A 24323-nucleotide genomic window follows, 5' to 3' on the forward strand; every position below is an offset into this window, starting at 1 on the left:
TATATGGGAATTCTTTTAACCACCGTTGGGTAAAAATCTTAGAAAAACTATGGTTTTTCCGATGGCTTCTCTTTGTCCTTATCCTTCTCCTCCTTTATTTTTCGATCGACAATCTTTTTCAGAACATCGTCAACCACCTCATTAGGTAACCTTGCTCCATACCTAGCGGATACCCCTTCCTGTGAATGGCCCTGAATCTGTTGGATTGCGCGAAAATCCAATAGCATTTCATCGCCCCAAGTTTTGAATATGTACCTGGTCGATTTTGTTTTCATGGTATCGGATAGTTCAATGCCTTCGGATATGGCCCGCAAACTCCTGCGGATGTTGGCCATTTTGTTCTTATAGGTCCGCAGGTCATTTGGCAATGGAAGAAAATTGAATACCCTCTCATTCTTTTTACTCTTTTTGGTCCCATGCTTTTTAATGATTTCCAGTGCTTCCGGAACAAGTATGTTGTCCACGAGGGGGCCGCCATTTAGATGGTGCCTGTTCTTGTGTCTTTTGAACCTAATGCGGTCGTTCTTTATATTGCTCCATTTCAGCAAAGAGACATCGATAAAATCATGCCCCCCTATATAGAATTGGAACAACCAGAGGTCCCTGCGCTTCAAGATGCTCTTTGCGTTCCGCTCGTAGGTGAAATTATTGGGCTGAAAATCCTTGAAACGTTGCATTTCCTCAACACTCATGGTAACAATATCCCCATCTCTTGACTTGGTGATGAGTCCGGAGAAAGGATTTCCTGGTTTGATATGGAGTGATTCTATTTTCTGTGCCGCACGAAAAACCCTTCTGAAAGTGGCCAGATAGTGGTTCAGCCCGCCCCGATTGCAATTGTCCTTCAATTTATAGGTGGAGAAGTCGTTCAAAAATTCATAGTTTATGTCATTGATCAACATATCCTTGTTCATCAAAAAGGCCGAAACCTGGTTCTTTGTGGTTTCAAGTGCATCCGTGGACATACCCTTGTCCCTGCACTCCTGGATAAAGCCGTCCCAAAACTCCATGAGCATGGCCGCGTTCTCGCCCTTTAATTGACGGAGCTCGCTTTCCAACTGTTGGATTCTTGCCTCTTTGTCCTGCAGTCCGTTGATTATCACATTGGCCGATTCCCGTAAACCAAGGTTGTGCTCATTGCAATATTCAACTTCTTTTATCAATTTTAGGCTCCTGTCGAGAATGTACCGGTGCAACTCCGAGTGTTCGGGATGTCTTCGGTTTACATTTTCCCCGCCCCAGTATTTTTTTTCGGAATACCGTTTCAATGAAACGTATTTATGTCCGTGGTTTGAAATATAGATGGATATTGGGTGCCCGCCCTTTGTCTTGGAATGGCTGCGGGTGTCCAAAATGATCTTGGCAGTGGTTGGCATATTTTTGCGACAATTTTGCGACAATTGTTGCCGTAAAATACCGTTTTTTACTGCTTTTTACCAACTTTATGTCTAGAAAAATAAGGATAAGAAAAGTCCAGAAACAAGAAAACCCCTGTAAATACAAGGGTTTTCAACTGGTCGGGGTGGCAGGATTCGAACCTGCGACCTCCTGCTCCCAAAGCAGGCGCGATAACCGGGCTACGCTACACCCCGAAAATCAGTCTTAGTGACTTAAGACCTTAAAACAAAAATCTCAAACTCCAATAAAACACTACTGTTAAGTAGCCCACTCGGGCGGAGTTTATACCGAGCAATGTTGAGGTACTTTACCTCAAAATATTCCAAATGAAAAGGAAAAAGCGGAGAGACTGGGACTCGAACCCAGGCGACAGTTACCCGTCGACAGATTAGCAATCTGCTCCGTTACCACTCCGGCACCTCTCCTAGTTTTATTTTATGAACGTGCATTCTAAAAATGCGGATGCAAATGTACCTTTTCATACAATAGATCGCAACTATTTTTCATTTTTTTTGAAACCATTTGATTTCCAGCATCCCTTATTCAGGATACTCCACTCGAAGATGGTAAATATTGGTGAGTTTTTGTTTCAAAACCTTTTTTACCATCTCAATTTCCTTAAGTGTAATATTTGCGTTCAAAAACTGGTCGGCTTGCATTTGTCCTTTCACAATTTTGTCCACAAACTCATCAATAATGGTAAACGTAGGGTTTTTTAAACTTTTGGAAGCTGCTTCCACCGCATCCGACATCATTAAAATAGCAGTTTCCTTTGAAAATGGAATTGGACCTGGATATTTAAAATCATCCGAATCAACCTCTGATTCCAACTCTTGTTGCTTCTTAAAGAAATAATATACCAAAGTAGTACCATGGTGGGTTCGGATGAAATCTATAACCCTATCCGGAATATTGTTCTTGCGTGCTATTTCGATTCCCGTAATAACATGATCTACGATTATTTTGGCACTTTCCCTCGGCGGAAGATCGTCATGGGGATTGACATTGGTAATTTGATTCTCTGTGAAATAGGTCGGTTTGTCCATCTTCCCAACATCATGGTATAGCGCACCTACTCTTACCAACATAGCGTTTGCCCCAATCTCATTCGCGGCTGCTTCGGCCAGATTGGCCACTTGTAACGAATGATGAAATGTCCCCGGTGCTTTATCTGAAAGCTCTTTCAATAGTTTTGAATTGGTGTCTGAAAGCTCCAACAGGGAAACATCAGAAACCAAACCAAAAATCTTTTCGAACATATAGATCAAAGGTTGTGCAAAAAGGGTCAATAGCCCATTCAAAACAAAAACCCCAAATAAAATCCATTCTATGTTTTCAAGATTACCTTCATGGATAGCATGAAAAGCAAAATAGCCAATGATGTAAATCAAAGTGATCTGTCCGACAGAAATGAAGAGATTGGCCCTTTTATACAGTTCCGATGCGGTTAAAATAGTTACGATACCAGCAATAATCTGCAAAAAGATATACTCAAAACTATTTGGCACCACAAAACCAAGAATCAATACTGAGAGCACATGGACGAACAACCCCAATCGGGCATCAAAAAAGTTTTTTAACACCAGAGGAAGGATGCAAAGCGGCACCACATACACAAAACTTTCATAATGCTTCACGGTGAAGGTGGTGGCAAGTACCATCAAAAGGATATTGAAAAAGATAAAAGTGACCTTATTATTGTTCTTAAAGATTTCATTTCGATATCGCTTTAGGAACAAAAACAGCATAATCAACACCAATGCTACCAAAATGGTGTAGCCCAAAAGAATAAAATAGTAATTATTGCCGCGCCACAGTTCGGATTCGTACTCATCCTTCAGCGAGTTTAGTATTTTAAAATTTTCAGCTTCAACTACCTCTCCCTTGGCAATAATCAATCTTCCTTCGGCTACCTCACCCCGGGTAAATGAAATTTTGGAGAGCTCCTCTTCCAAAGCCTTATTAGTAAGGGACTCCGCATAAGAGAGATTGGGCCTTATATTTCTTTGAATGATATTTCCCAGCCTTACATCCCCTTGAAAACTCTTACTTGATAAAATACCGCCTATTCGTTCTTTCGCTTCCTGAACATCCATGAAATTATTAGGGTCCAACGGCAAGGCCTTGTTGTTCTTCACCACTACAATGGAGTTCGATGAGGGCAAATCCTGAAACACCCCAAGTTTATAAATACTATCGATGAGCTCTTCGGCTGTGTTTGATATCGTTCGCTGTTCCCGACTAGAAATGGAGTTTGCTTCAAACAGTCCGTTCAGCTCTTGTTGCACATCATTTTTGATGGTGGTCACCGTTGAAGCATCAAACGTATAATAATCGGTTTTTCTATTGCGGAGCAATTGTTGCTCTTGGGCTATCTCCTCCTGTGTCTTTTTAATGGAAAAATCTATCGGCGCATAAAGATTCTCATACTGCCAAGGTTTTCCTTTTTGAAACTCATACTTGAACTTCCCTCCTTTCGGAAAAAAGAAAACAATGAGTCCTACTGAAATCAGGTATAGAAAGTACTTGTAGGCAAGTGATTGATGCTTATATACATTATCCAAAGTCTTTCCCATTCCTTGTGCTGTTCTCATCAAAAATAGAAAATATAAATAAGAAGTGAGCCTCAAAGTGATTCTGGACCTTTTGCATTTAATTTTAGTATTTTCGCATCAGTAAAAATGCACATATGAACAAAGTTGTTATTGTTTCTGCAGCTAGGACCCCAATAGGTAGCTTTATGGGTGCTTTGTCCACCGTACCGGCCCCTAGATTGGGCTCCATTGCCATTAAGGGAGCATTGGAAAAAATAGATCTTAAACCCGAGCTGGTTGAGGAGGTTTTAATGGGAAATGTAGTTCAGGCAGGCACAGGCCAGGCACCTGCCCGCCAAGCGGCCATTTATTCGGGTATCCCCAACACGGTTCCCTGCACTACAGTCAACAAGGTTTGTGCTTCTGGAATGAAAGCCATTATGCAAGGTGCCCAATCCATTGCTTTGGGAGAAAATTCCATTGTAGTGGCCGGAGGCATGGAAAACATGAGCCTTATCCCGCACTATGTGCACATGCGGAACGGTGTGAAATTTGGTCCAACGACCATGGTAGATGGCATGCAAAAAGATGGGTTGGTAGATGCGTATGACCAAAATGCCATGGGTGTTTGTGCTGATGCATGTGCTTCCAAATATGAGTTTAGCCGAGAGGACCAAGATGCCTACGCCATTCAATCTTATAAGAGATCGGCAGAAGCATGGGGTTCCGGAAAATTTAAGGACGAAGTTGTTCCTGTGGAAGTTCCCCAGCGCAGAGGTGAACCCATAATCGTGAATGAAGATGAGGAGTATAAAAACGTAAAACTTGAGAAAATTCCAGCATTGCGTCCTGCTTTCACCAAAGAAGGTACGGTAACGGCCGCAAATGCTTCAACCATAAATGACGGAGCGGCTGCGGTTGTGCTCATGAGCGAAGAAAAAGCGAAGGAACTTGGGTTGGAACCCTTGGCCTATATTAAAGGATACGCTGATGCGGCTCATGAGCCCGAATGGTTTACAACGGCCCCGGCCAAGGCATTGCCCAAAGCACTGGAAAGAGCGGGTGTTTCCCTTTCAGATATTGACTATTTTGAGTTCAATGAGGCTTTTTCTGTGGTGGGATTGGCCAACATAAAGTTATTAGGGCTAACAGATACCAATGTAAATGTGAACGGAGGAGCAGTTTCCTTAGGTCATCCTTTAGGCTGTTCCGGAGCACGAATTACCATTACCCTGCTCAATGTTTTAAAGCAAAACAATGCCAAGTTAGGTGCTGCGGCCATTTGTAATGGTGGCGGTGGAGCTTCGGCAATTGTTCTTGAAAGAATTTAGTTACCCAATTTAGCCAATACATGCAATATGGAGTTTGCCATTTAAGCATTGTTCCCATAAGGGTTCAGCCTGACGATTGTACAGAGATGGTTTCACAGCTATTGTATGGGGAACATTTTAAAGTATTGGAGGGCAGAAAAAAATGGAGTAGGATTCGTGTGGCCCACGACCAATGCGAAGGATGGGTACCCAACTCGCAATTTAATTTTATCAATGAGTTGGATTACGAAGCATTGACTTCGGGACCTCAAAAGATTTCATCGGATGTAATTTCCCATATCTGTGCCAATAATGGCATGTTGCTTCCTATTTTGCTGGGTTCAATGATTTCTTCGTCACCCTTATTGAACCATTCTTTTGAAGGTACGATCATAGAAGGTGAAAAACCAAAATCCAGTTTAGTCGATACGGCCTTTCTGTATTTGAACGCACCGTATTTAAAGGGTGGCAAAACCCCTTTTGGGATTGATTGCCCCGGATTCACCCAAATGGTTTACAAAATAAATGGACATTCATTACAAAGAGCTGCCGAAGGTCAATCCAAACAAGGAGAGGCTCTTAGCTTTATTGAGGAAAGTGAACCGGGAGATCTAGCCTTTTTCGATAACAATGAAGGTATTATAGATCATGTGGGCATCATTCTAAAGGACAATTACATTATTCACGTCCATGGCCATGTTCGCATTGATAGGTTAGATCATACGGGCATTTTTAATACAGAAGAAAAATTGTATACCCACCAGCTCAGGGTCATCAAGAAAATAGTCTAAAAGAAAAAGGGTCACAAAACTGTGACCCTTTTTCATGTTTTAGCTTAAAGAAATTACTATTCCCCCAAAAGCTTTTTAACTCTCATAAAGTTTTCTGTATCACCCAAAGCACCATAGATGTTTTTCAATTGGGTCAAGATACTTTGGTTATCGGGATTGGTTTTAACCGCATCTTCCAAAACTTTTGCACCTTCTTGGAAGAGGCTATCTTTTTTGGCTTTTAGCTCATCGTATTTCGCGATGTCAGCTTTGGAATTCCCTAGAGCGTTCATCTCGTCAATAAGACCGTTACCCTCATTTACATACGTTGTTGAAAGGTTCAACAAAGCATTGATATATCCCGGGTCAATGGCCAAGGTCCTTTTGTAAGCATCTCTTGCATCCTCCAAATTACCTTGCTCCATGTTAATAACGCCAATATTGTACAACAAATCGGCATTGTCTGGAGCCATTTCAGAAGCTTGGGCCATAAGTTCTTTGAACTTTTCTTTATCACCCAATGAATAGTACAGATTAGCTTCTCCCAAAACTAGGTTCACATCCTCCGGATTGGCTTCTCTTGCTTCTGCGTAAGCTTCCAAAGCTTTATCAGAGTCTCCCAATTGTTGGTAGATCAAAGCCACATTTTTAACTATTTCAGGTTTTTTGGAAGGGCTTCTTTCTTCCTTTGGATCCTTGTGGGTGCCTGCTTTCACATAAAGGTCCCTAGTGTTTTTATCCATAGTTTCAACCTCTCCGGTCTCCACATTTACAGCGGTGTAAGTTACTCCACTACCGTCGTAATTAATTTCCTTTAACTCGTTGTAGTACTTCAAGGCCTGCTCATACTCTTGGCCATTTACAGCACTGCTCGCAGCATAGTATAAATAAACGGTATCAGCTGGGCTCAACTTATAGCTCAAATACAATTTTTCGGCAGCTTCAGAGAATTTCTGGTTGTTGTTATCCTCAACGGCAGCATTCACTAAGTCAGCGGTCATTTGCGACAATTTTTGTTGTGCCACAGTAGTGTATTTTTCCTTTCCACTGGCCTCTTCAATTGAGATAACCTTGTTATAGGCGTCAATGGCAGGTTGAAAGGCCTCAGCATCACCTTTGGATGCCATATCGGAATATACATTTCCCAAAACGGCATAATATTGTGCCTGCAATCTTTCATCAGCGGCATCAATGCTGGATGCTGCTGCATCCAAAGCAGTTTTTGCAGCTGCAACATCGCCATCTTTCAGTGCTTTTTCCGCATCCCTGATCTCACTCTTCTGGGAAAAGCCCATGGTTGAAATTCCTATGGCTAACAGTATTAAAACTTTAGTCTTCATGTTAAAATGTAATTATTTAGTGTTTATCGATTATTAATTATTCTCCTTGTTCTTATCAATTGCCATGCCATCTTAGTCATTCACCTCAATGTCAAGCACATCAGCATCATCAAGATCATCGTCTTCTTTCATCACTTTGGCCACTGCAGCAATGGAATCACCTTCCCTTAGGTTGATGAGTCGAACACCTTGGGTGGCTCTTCCCATTACGCGAAGATCCTCCACACTCATTCGAATGGCAATACCAGATTTGTTAATGATCATCAAGTCATCCGTATCGGTAACATTCTTGATAGCTACCAGTCCGCCGGTCTTTTCCGTGATGGAAATGGTTTTCACCCCTTTTCCACCCCTATTAGTTACGCGATAATCTTCTAAGTTGGATCTTTTTCCATAGCCATTTTCTGAAACGACCAAGATGTCATCTTCAAAATTATGCACGGATACCATTCCAATTACCTCATCCTTATCATCGGCCAAGGTAATTCCTCGAACCCCGGAAGCATTCCTACCCATAGGTCGGGTTTTGCTTTCCTCGAAACGGATGGCCTTTCCTGATTTCAATCCTAAGAAAATTTGGCTGGTACCGGTGGTCAATTTGGCTTCCAAGAGCTCATCGCCATCTTTAACGGTAATGGCATTAATTCCATTTTGACGTGGACGGGAATATTGCTCCAATGACGTTTTCTTAACCGTACCTTTTTTGGTAGCCATGATCACATAATGACTGTTCACATAATCCTCATCCTTGAGGTCTTGGGTGCAGATAAAGGCTTTCACCTTATCCTCCATCTCAATATTGATGAGATTCTGGATGGCCCTTCCTTTGGAAGTCCTACTTCCTTCCGGGATTTCATAAACCCGCATCCAGAAGCATTTTCCATTTTGGGTAAAGAACAACATATATTGGTGGTTGGTTCCCACAAAAAGATGCTCCAAGAAATCCTCATTTCGGGTGGACGAAGCTTTTTGCCCCACACCTCCCCTATTTTGTGTCTTGTATTCGGACAAGCTTGTTCTTTTGATATAGCCCGCGTGGGAAATGGTAATGACTACCTGCTCATCGGGAATCATATCCTCAATGCTCAAATCACCACCTGCGTAGTTGATTTCAGACCTTCTATCATCTCCATACTTCTCTTTTACTTCCAGCAATTCATCCTTGATGATTTGCATTCTACGCTCTTTCTTGGCTAGAATATCTTTTAAATCTTCAATGGTCTTTAAAAGTTCTGCATGCTCCTCACGCAATTTGTCCTGTTCCAGACCAGTAAGTTGGCGCAAACGCATCTCCACAATGGCCTTGGCCTGAACCTCGGTCAACTTAAAGCGCTCCATTAAACTGGTACGTGCCTCTTCAACATTTGAGGATGCCCTAATAATGGCAATTACCTCATCAATGTTATCCGAAGCAATAATCAACCCTTCAAGGATATGTGCTCTGTCTTCGGCCTTTTGCAGCTCGTATTTGGTCCTTCGAACCACCACCTCATGCCTGTGTTCCACAAAATGGTGAATGATTTCCTTAAGGTTCAACAACTGCGGTCTACCATTGACCAATGCAATGTTGTTGACACTAAAAGAAGATTGAAGCGCTGTATACTTGTACAGCATGTTCAATACGATATTGGGTATGGCATCTCGCTTTAAAATATAAACGATACGCATCCCCTTTCTATCGGATTCATCCCTAATGGATGCAATCCCCTCTATTTTCTTTTCATTGACCAGGTCAGCAGTCTTTTTGATCATGTCTGCCTTATTGACCTGATATGGAATCTCGGTAACAACGATGCACTCCCTTCCCTGAACTTCCTCAAACGAAGCTTTGGCGCGCATTACCACACGTCCCCTACCGGTGTGGAAGGCCTCTTTTACACCATCATACCCGTAAATGATACCCCCTGTCGGAAAATCAGGGGCTTTGATATGGGTAATAAGTTCATCTATTTCAATATCGCTATTATCGATATAAGCAATAGTGCCATCAACCACTTCAGATAGATTGTGGGGTGGCATATTGGTGGCCATACCTACTGCAATACCTGATGCACCGTTCACCAATAAATTGGGAATACGGGTAGGAAGAACCGAAGGCTCCTGTAAAGAATCATCAAAATTGAGTTGATGGTCCACCGTATCCTTATCGATATCGGCCAACATCTCCTCGGCGATCTTCCGCATTTTGGCCTCGGTATAACGCATGGCCGCGGGGCTGTCCCCATCAACCGAACCAAAGTTACCTTGCCCATCGACAAGCATGTACCGTAAACTCCATTCCTGTGCCATACGTACCATAGTGTCATACACCGATGTATCCCCATGCGGGTGGTACTTACCCAAAACCTCCCCAACAATACGGGCAGATTTCTTGTGTGAACTGTTAGATCTTACCCCAAGTTCATGCATTCCAAAAAGAACCCTACGGTGAACTGGTTTTAGTCCATCACGAACATCTGGCAGGGCACGTGACACAATGACCGACATTGAATAATCAATGTAGGCAGATTTCATCTCATCCTCTATGTTGATAGGAATTAACTTTTCTCCTTCCGCCATGCTAAAATCTTATTGTTTATTTGTGGTTAAAATATCATGGCAATATACGGAAAATAGGCCCTTTCAAAACAATTGACACTTACTTTATTAAAAAAATTATTAACAGTATTGGAAGGAGGTGTTTATTATAATAAAGGTTTGTTAAACTGGTAAAAAAACACCCTTTATTTCGACATTTACCACTAGTTTATCGAATAAGGGTACAGTATTTGACTACTGTAACAATACTTTTATTAATTTTAATTGCTGAAAAAGAAAGGTATGGATGATAATTTTTCCCCCCGAGTAAAAGACGTAATAGCATACAGCAAGGAAGAAGCCCTAAGATTGGGGCATGATTTCATTGGTACGGAGCACCTTATGCTCGGTCTTTTAAGAGATGGAAATGGCAAGGCCATTAACATTTTGGATGCCCTTGACGTGGATTTGGACCACCTTCGCAGAAAGGTGGAAATCCTTAGTCCGGCAAATCCAAACACGGGAACCATGCAAAAGGACAAGAAAAATCTTCACCTCACCCGCCAAGCCGAGCGTGCGCTGAAGACCACTTTTTTGGAAGCAAAGCTTTTCCAAAGCTCCTCCATAAATACCGCGCACCTGTTGTTGTGCATCCTTAGAAATGAGAATGACCCCACAACAAAACTGCTGCATAAACTAAAAGTGGACTACGATAATGTAAAAGAACAATTCAAATCCATGATCACCAGTGATGATGACTACATAGATTCACCACAGGCCGAATCATTTCCAAGTGATCCAGATGATTCTGGTGATTCCAAGGAAAGCACCTTTGGTTCAAGCTCCGGACAAAAAGGCACCAAAAAATCCAAGACCCCGGTTTTGGACAATTTTGGGCGTGACCTTACCCGATTGGCCGAAGACAACAAATTAGACCCTGTTGTGGGGCGTGAAAAGGAAATTGAGCGCGTTTCCCAGATATTAAGCCGACGAAAGAAAAACAATCCGTTGCTCATTGGCGAACCCGGTGTGGGTAAAAGTGCCATTGCCGAAGGTTTGGCTTTGCGCATTATCAATAAAAAAGTATCACGGATTCTGTATAACAAGCGCGTGGTCACGCTGGATTTGGCCTCATTGGTGGCCGGTACCAAGTACCGTGGTCAGTTTGAGGAACGAATGAAGGCAGTGATGAACGAGTTGGAAAAGAATGACGACATTATCCTTTTCATTGACGAGATTCACACTATTGTTGGAGCCGGTGGTGCCACAGGCAGTTTGGATGCTTCAAACATGTTCAAGCCTGCATTAGCACGAGGTGAGATACAATGTATCGGTGCCACTACGTTGGATGAATACAGACAGTACATCGAAAAAGATGGTGCCCTTGAACGTCGTTTCCAAAAAGTGATGGTTGAACCTACTTCCGTGGAAGAGACCATTGAAATTTTGATGAACATCAAAGGTAAGTACGAAGATCACCACAATGTCAACTATACCGATGAAGCCATTTTGGCCTGCGTAAAGTTGACCAACAGATATATGACCGACCGCTTTTTACCGGACAAGGCCATCGATGCCTTGGATGAAGCTGGTTCGCGGGTACATATTGTCAACATGGATGTTCCCAAACAGATTTTGGAACTGGAAAGCCAGTTGGAAGATGTTCGCGAGTTGAAAAACAGCGTGGTCAAAAAACAAAAGTACGAGGAGGCTGCCAAGCTTCGAGATGACGAAAAGCGTCTTGAAAAAGAGTTGGCTTCCGCACAGGAACGTTGGGAAGAGGAAAGCAGACTCCATCGTGAAACTGTAACCGAGGACAATGTAGCCGATGTGGTTTCCATGATGAGTGGCATTCCTGTAAATAAGATTGCCCAGACTGAAAGTAACAAATTGGCAGAGCTGCCCAATTTGATCAAAGGATTTGTCATTGGTCAAGATGAAGCTGTTGCCAAAGTGGCCAAGGCCATCCAAAGGAACCGTGCAGGACTGAAGGACCCCAACAAACCTATTGGGTCATTTATTTTCTTAGGACAAACAGGCGTTGGAAAAACACAGTTGGCCAAAATCTTGGCCAAGGAACTTTTTGATTCTGAAGATGCCCTTATCCGGATAGATATGAGTGAATACATGGAAAAATTCGCCATTTCTAGATTGGTGGGAGCACCTCCGGGATACGTTGGTTATGAAGAAGGCGGACAGTTGACCGAAAAGGTTCGAAGAAAGCCCTACTCTGTCATTTTATTGGACGAGGTTGAAAAGGCCCACCCAGATGTCTTCAATATGTTGTTGCAAGTACTGGATGATGGTTTCCTTACCGATAGTCTGGGAAGAAAGATTGATTTCCGAAATACAATCATCATCATGACCTCCAACATTGGAGCACGTCAATTGAAGGATTTCGGGCAAGGTATTGGTTTCGGTACCGCAGCCAAAAAGGCGCAGGCAGACACCCATCAGAAAAGTGTTATTGAGAATGCCCTTAAAAAGGCATTTGCACCTGAGTTCCTGAACCGTATCGATGATGTGATTGTCTTCAACCCATTGGAAAGAGAGGACATCCACAAAATCATTGATATTGAGTTGAACAAGCTTTACAAGCGCATCAAGGATATCGGTTATGACCTCAGTCTTTCCGATAAGGCCAAGGATTATATTGCTGAAAAAGGCTTTGACAAACAGTACGGAGCGCGACCTCTTAAAAGAGCCATCCAAAAGTATATTGAGGATGCTTTGGCAGAGGAAATTGTAAACTCCAAACTGGAGGAAGGTGACAGTATCTTTATGGATTTGGATGAGAAAAAAGAAGAACTCACTATTAAAATAAAGAAAACCGAAAAGTCTCCAGAAACTGAAAAGTAAAATCACAATACCCTATACAAAAAGCTGACATGTGTCAGCTTTTTTTTATTTCCTTGATTTACAGCCCGTGGCCAAATAAGTCTTAAAACTTAAACCACAATTCCAATTTTTCATATTTCCACAAAAAAAAAGCAGAATCTTATAGAACAGCTTGCCCATGGAGCACTAAAAAATTATGTTTGAATTTTATTCATACACAAACATGATTTATACACTAACCTACGAGTCGGAAATTGTTAAACCAATGAGCGAACACGAAATGGGAAATTTATTGGAACAATCTCGTAAAAACAACAAACGCGACAATATTACAGGTTGCCTTATATACTATATGGGCGGATTTATACAGGTTCTTGAAGGGGACAGGGAAAAGGTTAGTGCACTTTACAAAAAGATAAAGATGGACGGACGTCACAAAAACATCCATATGTTTTCCGAGGATGCCAACGTTGAAAGGAGTTTTCCGAATTGGGGTATGGCATATTATCCCATTGACGCCAATACCACGAACAAAAGCGAATTTGAACAGTTTAAAAGAAATTTATTGCTATTGGCCGATTTGACCGAACCAAAACACCTAACTGCAAAATTGTTCTGGGATAGAATAAAATTTTTAATAACCAATCCTCCAAAAGACTTTTAGATCAAATTTTAAGATGACCAAATCTAATTGATCAGCAGAAAAAATAGTTCCAACTAAACTTCAAAAATGCTGACCAGTGTCAGGTTTTTTTATGCCAAATTGTAATACAAACGATAATATTGCTTTTAATCTAATATTTTTCAGGTCTCCTAGTGTTCATCATACTTTCGTCTCGAGACACTATAACTATTTGGGGAATGAAATTTACTTCTACGAAGAAGACCGTTGTGGTACGCGAATACCATCTGGACATCGGAACCGTACAGGTTTTTGACAACTACATGGTCGCTACCTTTGATGAAGGTGCCACAGTAACGCTAGAGCGTGCCTATCAAATCATTGGGATTTCGGAAATACATTTTAGGGACAAGAATTTTGGCTACATAAGCCTACGTAGAAATTCGTATGCCGTTGACCCAACCATATACAACTACTTGAGAGGGTTGGAAAACTTAAAGGCGTTTGCCATTGTCTCCAAAAAGGAAATAGATATGCACAATTTCAAGATTGAGAAATTGTTCTACAAAAAACCTATGGAGTTCTTTATTGAGTTCGACAATGCTTTGGCTTGGATAAAGAAAAGGGTGAAATCTATCAAAGGAAAGAATTAAAGCCTATCCTTTTTCCCTATCCTCCACCACTTCTGGCGGACTGAGGATATCCATAAATCCCCGCCCTATCATAGTACTTATTTCGGATGCTTTTACAGCTTCATAACCTTGTTGTGAGGCAAATATATCACCAGCAAGGCCATGTAAGTATACGCCAAAAATAGTCGCATAAAGGGGCTCATATCCCTGAGCCACCAACCCGGTTATAATGCCTGTGAGGACATCTCCACTGCCAGCCGTGGCCATTCCAGGATTACCTGTAGTGTTCACATACCCTTTACCATTATATAAAATGATGGTATGAGCTCCCTTTATGACCAAAATCACTTCATGCTCCTTTGCAAAAGTTTTGGCTTTTTCCAATTTATCAAAATCATCCTCCCAAGCTCCAATGAGTCGCTCCAATTCTTTGGGATGGGGCGTTAAAATGGATTTTTCGGGAATATCCTTCAGCATTTTGGGATTTTTGGCCAATATATTGAGTGCATCCGCATCGATGACCATTGGTGCCTTCATCTCTTTGAGAAGATTACCAAAAGCTTTAGCCGTTTTCTCTTCAGTGCCGATTCCCATACCAATCCCAATGACATCAGGAACAAAAGGAAGTGTAATCTTGGAAATGTTCCGTTCATCTTCATCAGTCAATACCATAACCTCTGGAACGGAAGTTTGTAAGGACTGATACCCGCATTTCGGCACAAAGGCCGTCACCAATCCACTACCCGTGGTTAAACACGCATTGCTCGCCAATTGCACCGCCCCAATTTTACCATAACTGCCTCCAATGATCATGGAGTGACCATACGTTCCCTTGTGCGAAAATTTAAGTCTAGGGCGATATAGCGGAAGTATTTCCTGTCTTCCCACTAACTCATAGGCCGCATCGGTTTTCTCCAAAATTTCCGCGTCCAATCCAATATCCAAAAGCTCCCACTGATTTACATAAACTCCGGTCTCTGGAAGAAAGAACACCAATTTGGGCACTTGAAAACTCAAAACATAACTGGCTTCAATCACATAGTAAGTATTCCAGGGGCTCCTATCCATAGGCAATCCCGAAGGGATGTCTACCGCCAGCACAAACGCTTGGGACGCATTGATGTGCTGTATCAAACGTCCAACCCATTTATCTGGCGTACGATTGAGACCAATGCCAAAAATGGCATCCACCACTATATCGTTTGGGGAAATTTCAGGTAAATCACTGTCTTCATTAATAAAATCAGGCCAAATCTTATTTTCTTTTATCCGTTCCAGATTCAACAAAAAATCCTTGGAGCGCTTTTCACTATAATTCACAACGTGCACCTGAATGGAATACCCATGCTCATGAAGCAGCCGGGCCAAGGCTATCCCATCGCCCCCATTGTTGCCAATACCGCAGAACAACTTTATATTGACTTGGGTACCCCGCAATCGGGCATGTATCCACTCGAACAACTTAGTAGCGGCCTGTTCCATGAGGACATCGCTGGTTATTTGCTGTTTTTCTATTGTGAATTTGTCAGCGTTATAGATTTGTTGGGCGGAAAAAATTTTCATTCAACACAAAAATTGGGTTATTTGTACGGATTTCGCAAAAAACACTTCGCAGCATTTGATGAAGTACCCAAAAGTACTACTTTTATCACCTCATAATAGAACAATGCAAGTTAAACAAACGGATAGTAATCTTCTTCAGATGGCATCTTTTTCATCTATCTTCACTGTGATTACCACCACCCCTTTGGGGTAAGTCTGCTATATATTTCCGTCCGTTCTTTAATGCAATTTTTCAATTAGTTTTTACAATACAATTTCATCATGAAAGTCTTAAAATTTGGAGGCACTTCAGTGGCCAATCCAGAGAATATCAATAAAGTCAAGTCCATAGTTCAAAAATTGGACAAAGAAAAAGTAGCCGTTGTGGTATCCGCCTTTGGTGGAGTTACGGACCTTCTTCTGAACACATCTGCCTTGGCGGCTAGACAAGATACAGCCTACAAGGAATCCTTAAAAACCATTGAGGACAAACACATCACCGCTATTCGGGAATTAATTCCTGTTCAAAACCAAAGCTCAGCCTTGAGCAAGGTAAAAAGTGATATGAATGTGCTCGAAACTCTTTTGGAAGGCTCATTTTTGATAGGGGAATTGACCCCAAAACTATCTGATAAGATTGTGAGCTACGGGGAATTGTTGTCCTCTTACATCATCAGTGAATTTTTTAAGTCCGAAGGCCTTGATGCCATTTTTAAGGACAGCCGTGAGCTAATTATTACCGACAATAATTTTGGTAAAGCCAACGTAAATTTTGAAAAGACCAATCAAAACTGCATAGATTTTTTCAAGGAGAACAAGCACCAAATTGTTGTTTTGCCCGGATTTGTGTCTTCCAGCAAGTCTGGAGATTCCACTACCCTTGGCAGAGGTGGCTCTGATTACACCGCAGCCATTATTGCCGGTGCGGTGGAAGCTGATATACTTGAAATATGGACCGATGTAAGTGGTATGTACACCGCCAATCCAAGGCTGGTGAAACAGGCTAAATGCGTAGCCCATATTAGCTATGAGGAAGCCATGGAACTTTCTCATTTTGGCGCGAAGGTGTTGTTCCCCCCTACCATTCAGCCCGTATTGGGCAAGGGAATTCCCATTGCCATTAAAAATACCTTTGACCCAGAAAACCCGGGGACGCTGATTACTAAAAACACCAATGGAAATGGGAAAACCGTGCGGGGAATCAGCCATGTAGGCAACATAAGCTTGTTGTCTTTGGAAGGTCCAGGAATGATTGGTATTCCAGGTATATCAAAACGGTTCTTTGAAACTCTTTCACTAAAAAACATCAGTATTGTGCTCATCACACAGGCTTCATCTGAGCATTCCATTTGTGTGGGCATTGCCGATGAAGACGTGGATGTTGCCGCCGAAGCCGTAAACGAGACTTTCGAGTATGAAATCTCAACCAAAAAAATAAAACCGGTCATCGTTGAAAAAGACCTTACCATTATTGCTTTAGTGGGCGACAATATGAAAAGTCATCAAGGTCTGAGCGGAAAAATGTTCAGTACCCTTGGAAAGAACAACGTGAACATTCGTGCTATTGCACAAGGCGCGTCGGAGCGAAATATTTCTGCCGTCATCAAAAAAGACGATGTAAAAAAAGCGCTCAATTCATTGCACGAAACCTTTTTTGAGGAAAACATCAAGCAACTCAACCTCTTTGTGATGGGTGTGGGCAACGTTGGTTCTAAATTCTTGGACCAGATTCGCCAGCAGAAAAAGTACCTTAAAGAAGAGTTGAAACTGAACGTAAGGGTCATTGGCATCAGTAACTCCAGAACCATGGCCTTTGATGAAAACGGAATTCCCTTAAAAGAGTGGGAAACCGTTTTGGCCAACGGGGAAAAAGCGGACAAACAGACCTTTTTTGACCGTATAAAATCGCTCAACTACCGCAATAGTGTTTTCGTGGACAATACAGCTAGCGCCGAGGTTTCCAAAACGTATGCGGATTACCTGCACAATAGCATTTCGGTAGTGACTTGCAACAAAATTGCTTGTTCTTCGGACTACACCTATTACAAAGAACTGAAACAATTGGCAAAGCAGTACAATTCGCCTTTCCTGTTTGAGACCAACGTGGGAGCCGGATTACCCATTATAGACACCCTTAAGCATTTGATTGCATCAGGAGATAAGATCAAAAAGATTCAAGCCGTGCTTTCTGGAAGTCTAAATTTCGTATTCAATACCTTCAATGATTCGGTGACCTTTCACGATGTGGTAAAACAAGCCCAAGAACAGGGATACACCGAGCCTGACCCCACCATTGATTTGAGTGGTGTGGATGTGATGCGAAAAATATTGATTTTGGCACGGGAAAGTGGATATGAATTGGATATTGACGACATCGCCAACGAAGCCTTTTTGCCGAAAGAAAGTCTGGAAACAGATTCCAATGAAGCGTTTTTTGAATCCTTGAAAAAGTACGAGAATGATTTTCAAAAAATGTACAAAGAGGCGGCCAATGCAGATAGCAAGCTCAAGTACGTAGCCCAATTTGAAGACGGGAAGGCCAAAGTGGGACTGCAGAAAATTCCAAAAGGTCATGATTTTTACAATCTGGAAGGAAGCGACAATATCGTTTTGTTCTATACGGAGCGCTATCCAAACCAGCCGATGATCATAAAAGGCGCTGGTGCCGGCGCAGATGTCACCGCTTCGGGTATCTTTGCGGATATCATTCGAATTGGAAATTTCTGATCATGGAAGAAATCAAAGTTTTTTGTCCAGCAACCATTGCCAACGTTTCCTGCGGATTTGATGTCCTAGGTTTGGCTTTGGATTCTGTGGGCGATGAGATGACCGTTAGAAAGATTCCAGAAAACAGCATCCGTATCACCAAAATTTTAGGTCAGGATTTGCCGTTGGAAACGGAAAAAAATGTTTCCGGCGTGGCTGGATTGGCTTTATTGACCAAAAGTGATTACGAGGGCGGTTTTGAAATCGAAATTGACAAACGAATCAAACCCGGAAGTGGGATTGGAAGCAGTGCTGCGAGTTCAGCCGGTGCCGTTTGGGCCATGAACGAATTGTTGGGTAAGCCATTTTCTAAATTGGAGTTGGTACAATTCGCCATGCAAGGCGAAAAGTTGGCCAGTGATGTAGCGCATGCTGATAATGTGGCTCCTGCCATTTATGGTGGCTTCACTTTGGTACGGAGTTACGAGCCGTTGGACATTATTCCCATTCCCACCCCTTCGGAATTGTATGCCACCGTGATTCATCCACAAATAGAAATCAAAACCTCAGATTCAAGAAAAATCCTTCGGACCACCATTTCCTTGGCGCAGGGTATTCAGCAGTGGGGTAATTTGGGAGGACTTATCGCTGGATTGTACCAAAGTGATTACGACCTCATCGGGCGTTCCTTACATGATTATATTGTGGAGCCTATCCGTTCCATTTTAATCCCGGCGTTTGATAAAATAAAGGCCAATGCCATTGAAGCCGGGGCATTGGGCTGCGGCATATCCGGTTCAGGGCCTTCCATTTTTGCGTTGAGCAAAGGGGAATCCAATGCCAAAAAAGTGGCCGCTTCCATGCAAGAAACCTATAAAAATATCGGTGTTCCTTTTGATATCCATATCTCTAAAGTGAACACCCAAGGCGTAAAAAAAATCGCTTAATCCCATGAAATTTTACAGTTTAAACCAACTTATCCCAAATACTTCGTTCAAAGAAGCTGTTATTGCCGGAATTGCACCCGATAAAGGATTATATTTTCCCGAAAGCATAACCCCGCTTCCCTCCAATTTCTTCGATTCCATAGAAAAGTTATCCAACTTAGACATCGCATTTCAGGCCATTCGACAATTTGTAAGCGATGACATTTCAGATCATGTTCTGAAAGAAATCTTGGAAAATACATTGGATTTTGACTTCCCAGTAGTCGAGATTGAAGAAAATGTGGCCACATTGGAACTTTTTCACGGCCCAACCATGGCTTTTAAAGATGTCGGTGCACGATTTATGGCCAATTGCTTGGGGTATTTTTCACAAGACGAAAAAGAAGAAGTCACCGTATTGGTCGCCACCTCTGGGGATACCGGTGGTGCTGTGGCCAATGGGTTTTTAGGGGTTGATGGTGTCAATGTGGTTATACTGTATCCCAGCGGGAAGGTCAGCGACATTCAGGAAAAGCAGTTGACCACCCTAGGTCAAAATATTGTGGCCATGGAAGTGGATGGTACTTTTGACGATTGTCAACGTATGGTGAAAACAGCTTTTTTGGATGAAGAAATTACAGACAACCGAAAATTGACCTCGGCCAATAGTATTAATGTGGCACGATGGTTACCACAGTTGTTTTACTTTTTATTTGCCTACAAGCAAGCTAAATCCAAAGGGAAAGAGATTGTATTCTCTGTACCCTCTGGAAATTTCGGGAATATCTGCGCTGGAATGGTGGCTCAAAAACTGGGTATGCCCGTAAACCATTTTGTAGCCTCCACCAATGTAAACGATGTGGTGCCCAAATTCATGCAACAGGGTATTTACAACCCCGTGCCGTCCATTGCCACTATTTCCAATGCCATGGATGTGGGTGACCCCAGCAACTTTGTTCGCATCAGGCATTTATATCAAGATGATTTGTCCACACTTCAGGGAAATCTTTCCTCCTATGCCTTTACGGATGAAGCAACCAGAGCCGCTATGAAAGAGGTGTATGCCCAAACCGGATATGTTATGGACCCCCACGGCGCTGTGGGCTATTTGGGATTGAAGGCGTATCAAAAAAGCAAAGCCCATACCTACGGTATTTTCTTGGAAACGGCTCATCCCGTAAAGTTTTTGGATGTGGTTGAAGAAACGCTTGGGTTAAGTCCAGAAATTCCATCCCAAATCCAAAAAGTGATGGGCAAGGAAAAACATTCCATCAAAATAAAAACCTACGAAGACTTAAAAGACTATCTACAGGGCAACTAGCATTTTCTTAGTTTGAATTTAACAGTGGGTTGTTCAAAACATTAGCAAGGATAAAGCCCTGTCTTGTGCGAATTCAATAAATTTACCCCATAAACCAAAAGGAATGAAAACGACTGCGTTGACCGACACCCACATTGCATTGGGCGCTAAAATGGTTCCCTTTGCGGGCTACAACATGCCTGTATCCTATGAAGGCGTAAACATTGAACATGAAACTGTTAGGAAAAGTGTTGGGGTTTTTGATGTGTCCCACATGGGCGAGTTTTTAATCGAGGGGCCAAAAGCTTTGGAACTGATTCAAAAAGTGAGCTCCAATGATGCCTCCAAATTGACCGTTGGCAAAGCGCAATACAGCTGTATGCCCAATGAAACGGGAGGTATTGTGGATGATTTAATCGTGTACCGCGTTAAGGACGAAACCTATCTTTTGGTGGTCAATGCTTCCAATATTCAAAAGGATTGGGACCATATTTCAAAATACAATGCGTCCATTGGGGCTGAGATGCGGAATATTTCGGATAATTATTCCTTGTTGGCCATTCAAGGGCCAAAAGCGGTTGAAGCCATGCAGTCTTTGTCTTCGGTTGACCTTTCCTCCATTAAATTCTACAATTTTGTAGTAGGTGATTTTGCTGGAATCGACCATGTCATTATTTCCGCCACAGGCTATACTGGTTCTGGCGGTTTTGAAATCTATTGCAAGAATGAAGAAGCGCAGCAGGTTTGGGACAAGGTGTTGGAAGCTGGAGCTGATTTTGAAATCAAACCTATTGGATTGGCAGCCCGTGATACCTTACGCTTGGAAATGGGCTATTGCCTTTACGGAAATGACATAGACGACACCACCTCTCCTTTTGAAGCTGGACTGGGATGGATTACCAAATTCACAAAGGATTTTGTGAACAGCGATGCTCTTGCCAAAGAAAAAGAAGAGGGTCCAAAACGAAAATTGGTCGCTTTTCAAATGGAAGAAAGAGGCATCCCCAGAAATGGATATTCCATTTTAGATGCCCAAGGAAATGAAATCGGGAAAGTAACCTCAGGAACCATGTCCCCTTCCCTATCCAAAGGCATAGGCTTGGGCTACGTGACCACGGAAAATGCCCAGCCGGATAGCACTGTTTATATTCAGATACGCATCAACAAAGTTCCGGCTACCCTGGTAAAATTGCCATTTTATAAAACTTCATAACAGCGTTTGGATAAAAAGAAGATATTGATATTGGGAGCGAGTGGATTTGTGGGAAACGCCATATACAAGGAACTCTGCTCTTATTTTGACACCTACGGCACCTATTATTCCAACAGAAGTTTTTCCAATAACAAACAGTTTTTCCGATATGATTTGGAGGAGGATGATATTTTTGGGATACTACATAAAATAAAGCCAGATGTCATTATTTCTTCGCTTAGAGGAAATTTCCCCGCCCAAATACAAGCGCACCATCATTTAATGGAGTACTTGATGAAAAACCATGCCAAATTGTATTTCATCTCATCTGCCAATGTTTTTGATGCCTACAGCAAGTTTCCCTCCTACGAGTTTGACAAAACTCTTTCGGAAAGTGTGTATGGTCGACTCAAGATCAAGATAGAAAACATGTTGATGCGCATGCCCAAGGATAAAACAACCATCCTCCGCGTTCCTATGGTCTTTGGCAATACTTCACCGAGAATCAGGGAAATCAAAGCAAATTTGGAAAATAAGGAACCCATTGAAGTATTCCCGAACCTCATCATCAACGTTACCAATGATGACAAGCTCACCCAGCAGATACATTATCTCATCAACAGGGATAAAACTGGGATTTTTCATTTGGGCAGCACGGACCTTATCCATCATGAGGAGTTCGTCAAAGAGATTGTTGAACGCATGGGCACTAACCAAAAGCCCATATTCAAGCGGGTTTTTACCACCAATGAAGACCGCTATTTGGCCGCACTTCCAAAAGACAACCCATTACCAAAGAATTTAAGGGTAAGCTGTCAAGAAATTATTGACCACCACCTTCACGTGGATTGATATTCAACCTATTCTTTTCGCTTTTTCGTGTTCATTTGGTTACCTTTCAATAAATCAAAAAGTTTATGGAAAAGTTGAACACTGCAAAAATTGAAGAATCCCTTAAAAACCTTTCGGGATGGTCTTTAAAAAATGATATGATCGAGAAATCCTTCAAATTCAAAAATTTCAAGGAAGCTTTTTCGGTAATGACCCGAATTGCTTTTGAATGTGAGCAGCAAAACCACCATCCCAATTGGGAAAATGTCTACAACAACCTCACCATAAAATTAAATACGCACGATGCCGGTGGCGTAACCGAAAAAGATATTCATCTGGCCAAAACCATCGAAAATATTGTCAATAACTAATATTTCCACCACCCATTTACCCTCTTGACAACGGTGCTTTTTTTGCTAAATTTGCCCCCAGCCGTAACCAATAATTTGTATGGGAAGAGCATTTGAATTTAGAAAGGGACGTAAATTGAAGCGTTGGGCAGCCATGTCCAAAGCATTTACCAGAATTGGAAAGGATATTGTAATGGCCGTCAAAGAAGGAGGCCCTGACCCAGATGCCAATTCAAAGCTTCGTGCGGTGATTCAGAATGCCAAGGCAGTGAACATGCCCAAGGACAATATTGAGCGGGCCATTAAAAGAGCATCGGACAAAAGCCTTGGGGATTATAAAGAGGTGCTTTTTGAAGGTTATGCACCACATGGAATTGCCATATTGATTGAGACAGCTACAGACAACAATACCCGCACCGTAGCCAATATTCGGAGCTATTTCAACAAATGTAATGGCAGTTTGGGAACTTCAGGTTCTGTAGAGTTTATGTTTGACCATACCTGCAACTTTACCATCAACGGTGAAGGCATTGACCCAGAAGAACTGGAACTGGAAATGATTGACTTTGGTGCCGAAGAGGTCTTTACGGATGAGGAAGGCATTCATATTTATGCCCCCTTTGAAAGCTTTGGTGCCATTCAAAAGGAATTGGAATCAAGGGACATTGAGATTCTCTCCTCCGGTTTTGATCGTATCCCCCAGGTGACCAAAGAACTTTCCGAAGAGGAAGTGGCCGATGTGGAAAAGCTCCTCGAAAAGATTGAAGAGGATGATGATGTTCAGAACGTGTACCACACCATGCAGGAATAGATAGAATAAAAAATCAAAAGGGCCCGCATAATGCGAACCCTTAAGAACCTAATTACCAACCTAAACTTCTTTGTTTCCCATACCTACGGAAAATTACCAAAGTGGGTTTTCATCTTTTGAAAAAAATTACCATAGATGGTTTGAGGAAAGCATCTCAAAAACTACATTCCGGGATTTTACCTACAACCCCTTTATAGAAATCTTGTATTTTTTTGAAGTCGTTTTGAAGATTGGATGGGTAAAAAGGTTCAGCGATTTTCACTTCTTTTTTTCCGAAATCAAAAGCGACCATGACAATGGGAACGTTGGCTTTAGTGGCAATATGATAGAAGCCTGTTCTTAGTTGATCTACTTTTTTACGAGTACCCTCAGGAGCCAAAGCAAATCGAAACACGTTTCGTTGATTAAAGATTTGTACCACACTCTCCACAGTATTGGAATTTTTGGAACGGTCTACAGGCGCTCCCCCTGTCCAACGAAAAAACCACCCAAACGGAGGTTTAAAAAGGCTTTTTTTACCTATGTAATTGATTTCCTCGTTGACCACTTTTCTGACCAACAATCCCAAGAAAAAATCAATCCAATGAGTATGGGGAACAACAATCACCACGCATTTATCCAACTTAGGAAATGAGCCGTTCAGTTTCCAGCCGAGGATTTTAAAATAGATAAGCTTGGCCAGTGCATGCATTTTTTCAATGGAA

General features: G+C 42.1%; 18 protein-coding genes and 2 tRNA genes. 12 read left to right on the forward strand and 8 right to left on the reverse strand.

The window, feature by feature from the left end:
- Positions 1–47: 47 nt before the first annotated feature.
- From ACFOWS_RS02875 to ACFOWS_RS02890, 4 genes are all read right to left on the reverse strand, one after another.
- The gene (locus tag ACFOWS_RS02875; RefSeq protein ID WP_379762458.1) at positions 48–1376 is read right to left on the reverse strand and encodes a phage integrase SAM-like domain-containing protein; all 1329 of its coding nucleotides are present in this window, start codon (positions 1374–1376) and stop codon (positions 48–50) included.
- Positions 1377–1514: 138 nt separating this feature from the next.
- Positions 1515–1592: transfer RNA gene (locus ACFOWS_RS02880), tRNA-Pro, on the reverse strand.
- 147 nt (positions 1593–1739) lie between these two features.
- Positions 1740–1823 (reverse strand) — tRNA-Ser (locus ACFOWS_RS02885).
- Between the two features lie 114 nt (positions 1824–1937).
- On the reverse strand, positions 1938–3974 hold the full coding sequence (locus tag ACFOWS_RS02890; protein WP_379762600.1) for an HD family phosphohydrolase: 2037 nt from the start codon (positions 3972–3974) through the stop codon (positions 1938–1940).
- A gap of 113 nt (positions 3975–4087) precedes the next feature.
- On the opposite strand from ACFOWS_RS02890, the gene ACFOWS_RS02895 reads away from it, so the two are divergent.
- Together ACFOWS_RS02895 and ACFOWS_RS02900 are read left to right on the forward strand one after the other, a co-directional pair.
- A complete protein-coding gene (locus ACFOWS_RS02895; RefSeq protein WP_379762459.1) occupies positions 4088–5263 on the forward strand; it encodes an acetyl-CoA C-acyltransferase in 1176 nt (391 codons plus the stop codon).
- 20 nt (positions 5264–5283) lie between these two features.
- On the forward strand, positions 5284–6033 hold the full coding sequence (locus ACFOWS_RS02900; RefSeq protein WP_379762460.1) for a C40 family peptidase: 750 nt from the start codon (positions 5284–5286) through the stop codon (positions 6031–6033).
- 56 nt (positions 6034–6089) lie between these two features.
- Here ACFOWS_RS02900 and ACFOWS_RS02905 read toward each other — a convergent pair whose 3' ends face one another.
- Together ACFOWS_RS02905 and gyrA are read right to left on the reverse strand one after the other, a co-directional pair.
- Positions 6090–7352 (reverse strand): tetratricopeptide repeat protein, encoded by a 1263-nt coding sequence (locus ACFOWS_RS02905; protein ID WP_379762461.1) that lies wholly within the window; start codon positions 7350–7352, stop codon positions 6090–6092.
- A 72-nt stretch (positions 7353–7424) separates the two neighbouring features.
- Positions 7425–9911 carry a DNA gyrase subunit A gene (gyrA, locus tag ACFOWS_RS02910; RefSeq protein ID WP_379762462.1) on the reverse strand — a complete coding sequence of 829 codons (2487 nt, stop codon included), beginning with the start codon at positions 9909–9911 and terminating at the stop codon, positions 7425–7427.
- 261 nt (positions 9912–10172) lie between these two features.
- Between gyrA and ACFOWS_RS02915 the strand changes: the two genes are divergently transcribed.
- The 3 genes from ACFOWS_RS02915 to ACFOWS_RS02925 all read left to right on the forward strand — a co-directional run bounded on the left by ACFOWS_RS02915 (position 10173) and on the right by ACFOWS_RS02925 (position 13982).
- On the forward strand, positions 10173–12728 hold the full coding sequence (locus tag ACFOWS_RS02915) for an ATP-dependent Clp protease ATP-binding subunit (RefSeq protein WP_379762463.1): 2556 nt from the start codon (positions 10173–10175) through the stop codon (positions 12726–12728).
- Positions 12729–12930: 202 nt separating this feature from the next.
- Positions 12931–13371 (forward strand): BLUF domain-containing protein, encoded by a 441-nt coding sequence (locus ACFOWS_RS02920; protein ID WP_379762464.1) that lies wholly within the window; start codon positions 12931–12933, stop codon positions 13369–13371.
- A 197-nt stretch (positions 13372–13568) separates the two neighbouring features.
- Positions 13569–13982, forward strand: a complete 414-nt coding sequence (locus ACFOWS_RS02925; RefSeq protein WP_379762465.1) for an STAS/SEC14 domain-containing protein — start codon at positions 13569–13571, stop codon at positions 13980–13982.
- Between the two features lie 3 nt (positions 13983–13985).
- Here the strand turns inward: ACFOWS_RS02925 and ACFOWS_RS02930 are convergent, their stop codons facing one another.
- Positions 13986–15524 carry an NAD(P)H-hydrate dehydratase gene (locus tag ACFOWS_RS02930; protein WP_379762466.1) on the reverse strand — a complete coding sequence of 513 codons (1539 nt, stop codon included), beginning with the start codon at positions 15522–15524 and terminating at the stop codon, positions 13986–13988.
- Between the two features lie 261 nt (positions 15525–15785).
- Between ACFOWS_RS02930 and thrA the strand changes: the two genes are divergently transcribed.
- The 7 genes from thrA to ACFOWS_RS02965 all read left to right on the forward strand — a co-directional run bounded on the left by thrA (position 15786) and on the right by ACFOWS_RS02965 (position 23619).
- The gene (thrA, locus tag ACFOWS_RS02935) at positions 15786–18230 is read left to right on the forward strand and encodes a bifunctional aspartate kinase/homoserine dehydrogenase I (RefSeq protein WP_379762467.1); all 2445 of its coding nucleotides are present in this window, start codon (positions 15786–15788) and stop codon (positions 18228–18230) included.
- 2 nt (positions 18231–18232) lie between these two features.
- Complete coding sequence (locus ACFOWS_RS02940; RefSeq protein WP_379762468.1) at positions 18233–19156, forward strand: homoserine kinase; 924 nt, start codon at positions 18233–18235, stop codon at positions 19154–19156.
- A gap of 4 nt (positions 19157–19160) precedes the next feature.
- Complete coding sequence (thrC, locus tag ACFOWS_RS02945; protein ID WP_379762469.1) at positions 19161–20456, forward strand: threonine synthase; 1296 nt, start codon at positions 19161–19163, stop codon at positions 20454–20456.
- Positions 20457–20559: 103 nt separating this feature from the next.
- On the forward strand, positions 20560–21648 hold the full coding sequence (gene gcvT, locus ACFOWS_RS02950) for a glycine cleavage system aminomethyltransferase GcvT (protein WP_379762470.1): 1089 nt from the start codon (positions 20560–20562) through the stop codon (positions 21646–21648).
- A 6-nt stretch (positions 21649–21654) separates the two neighbouring features.
- On the forward strand, positions 21655–22479 hold the full coding sequence (locus ACFOWS_RS02955; protein WP_379762471.1) for a sugar nucleotide-binding protein: 825 nt from the start codon (positions 21655–21657) through the stop codon (positions 22477–22479).
- Positions 22480–22544: 65 nt separating this feature from the next.
- Complete coding sequence (locus ACFOWS_RS02960; RefSeq protein WP_379762472.1) at positions 22545–22829, forward strand: 4a-hydroxytetrahydrobiopterin dehydratase; 285 nt, start codon at positions 22545–22547, stop codon at positions 22827–22829.
- Between the two features lie 79 nt (positions 22830–22908).
- Positions 22909–23619, forward strand: a complete 711-nt coding sequence (locus ACFOWS_RS02965) for a YebC/PmpR family DNA-binding transcriptional regulator (protein WP_366591015.1) — start codon at positions 22909–22911, stop codon at positions 23617–23619.
- Positions 23620–23773: 154 nt separating this feature from the next.
- On the opposite strand, the gene ACFOWS_RS02970 is transcribed toward ACFOWS_RS02965, so the two are convergent.
- Entirely contained in the window at positions 23774–24310 is a 537-nt protein-coding gene (locus tag ACFOWS_RS02970; protein WP_379762473.1) for a 1-acyl-sn-glycerol-3-phosphate acyltransferase, read from the reverse strand.
- Positions 24311–24323 lie beyond the last annotated feature (13 nt).

This window comes from Flagellimonas marina, assembly GCF_042651185.1.
Classification (GTDB): Bacteria; Bacteroidota; Bacteroidia; order Flavobacteriales; family Flavobacteriaceae; genus Flagellimonas; species Flagellimonas marina.

What these genes read in the sequence shown, in the direction of transcription:
- ACFOWS_RS02875 (WP_379762458.1), bottom strand. Translation starts at nt 1,376, where the DNA reads ATGCCAACCACTGCCAAGATCATTTTGGACACCCGCAGCCATTCCAAG.
- ACFOWS_RS02890 (WP_379762600.1), bottom strand. Translation starts at nt 3,974, where the DNA reads ATGGGAAAGACTTTGGATAATGTATATAAGCATCAATCACTTGCCTAC.
- ACFOWS_RS02895 (WP_379762459.1), top strand. Translation starts at nt 4,088, where the DNA reads ATGAACAAAGTTGTTATTGTTTCTGCAGCTAGGACCCCAATAGGTAGC.
- ACFOWS_RS02900 (WP_379762460.1), top strand. Translation starts at nt 5,284, where the DNA reads ATGCAATATGGAGTTTGCCATTTAAGCATTGTTCCCATAAGGGTTCAG.
- ACFOWS_RS02905 (WP_379762461.1), bottom strand. Translation starts at nt 7,352, where the DNA reads ATGAAGACTAAAGTTTTAATACTGTTAGCCATAGGAATTTCAACCATG.
- gyrA (WP_379762462.1), bottom strand. Translation starts at nt 9,911, where the DNA reads ATGGCGGAAGGAGAAAAGTTAATTCCTATCAACATAGAGGATGAGATG.
- ACFOWS_RS02915 (WP_379762463.1), top strand. Translation starts at nt 10,173, where the DNA reads ATGGATGATAATTTTTCCCCCCGAGTAAAAGACGTAATAGCATACAGC.
- ACFOWS_RS02920 (WP_379762464.1), top strand. Translation starts at nt 12,931, where the DNA reads ATGATTTATACACTAACCTACGAGTCGGAAATTGTTAAACCAATGAGC.
- ACFOWS_RS02925 (WP_379762465.1), top strand. Translation starts at nt 13,569, where the DNA reads ATGAAATTTACTTCTACGAAGAAGACCGTTGTGGTACGCGAATACCAT.
- ACFOWS_RS02930 (WP_379762466.1), bottom strand. Translation starts at nt 15,524, where the DNA reads ATGAAAATTTTTTCCGCCCAACAAATCTATAACGCTGACAAATTCACA.
- thrA (WP_379762467.1), top strand. Translation starts at nt 15,786, where the DNA reads ATGAAAGTCTTAAAATTTGGAGGCACTTCAGTGGCCAATCCAGAGAAT.
- ACFOWS_RS02940 (WP_379762468.1), top strand. Translation starts at nt 18,233, where the DNA reads ATGGAAGAAATCAAAGTTTTTTGTCCAGCAACCATTGCCAACGTTTCC.
- thrC (WP_379762469.1), top strand. Translation starts at nt 19,161, where the DNA reads ATGAAATTTTACAGTTTAAACCAACTTATCCCAAATACTTCGTTCAAA.
- gcvT (WP_379762470.1), top strand. Translation starts at nt 20,560, where the DNA reads ATGAAAACGACTGCGTTGACCGACACCCACATTGCATTGGGCGCTAAA.
- ACFOWS_RS02960 (WP_379762472.1), top strand. Translation starts at nt 22,545, where the DNA reads ATGGAAAAGTTGAACACTGCAAAAATTGAAGAATCCCTTAAAAACCTT.
- ACFOWS_RS02965 (WP_366591015.1), top strand. Translation starts at nt 22,909, where the DNA reads ATGGGAAGAGCATTTGAATTTAGAAAGGGACGTAAATTGAAGCGTTGG.
- ACFOWS_RS02970 (WP_379762473.1), bottom strand. Translation starts at nt 24,310, where the DNA reads ATGCATGCACTGGCCAAGCTTATCTATTTTAAAATCCTCGGCTGGAAA.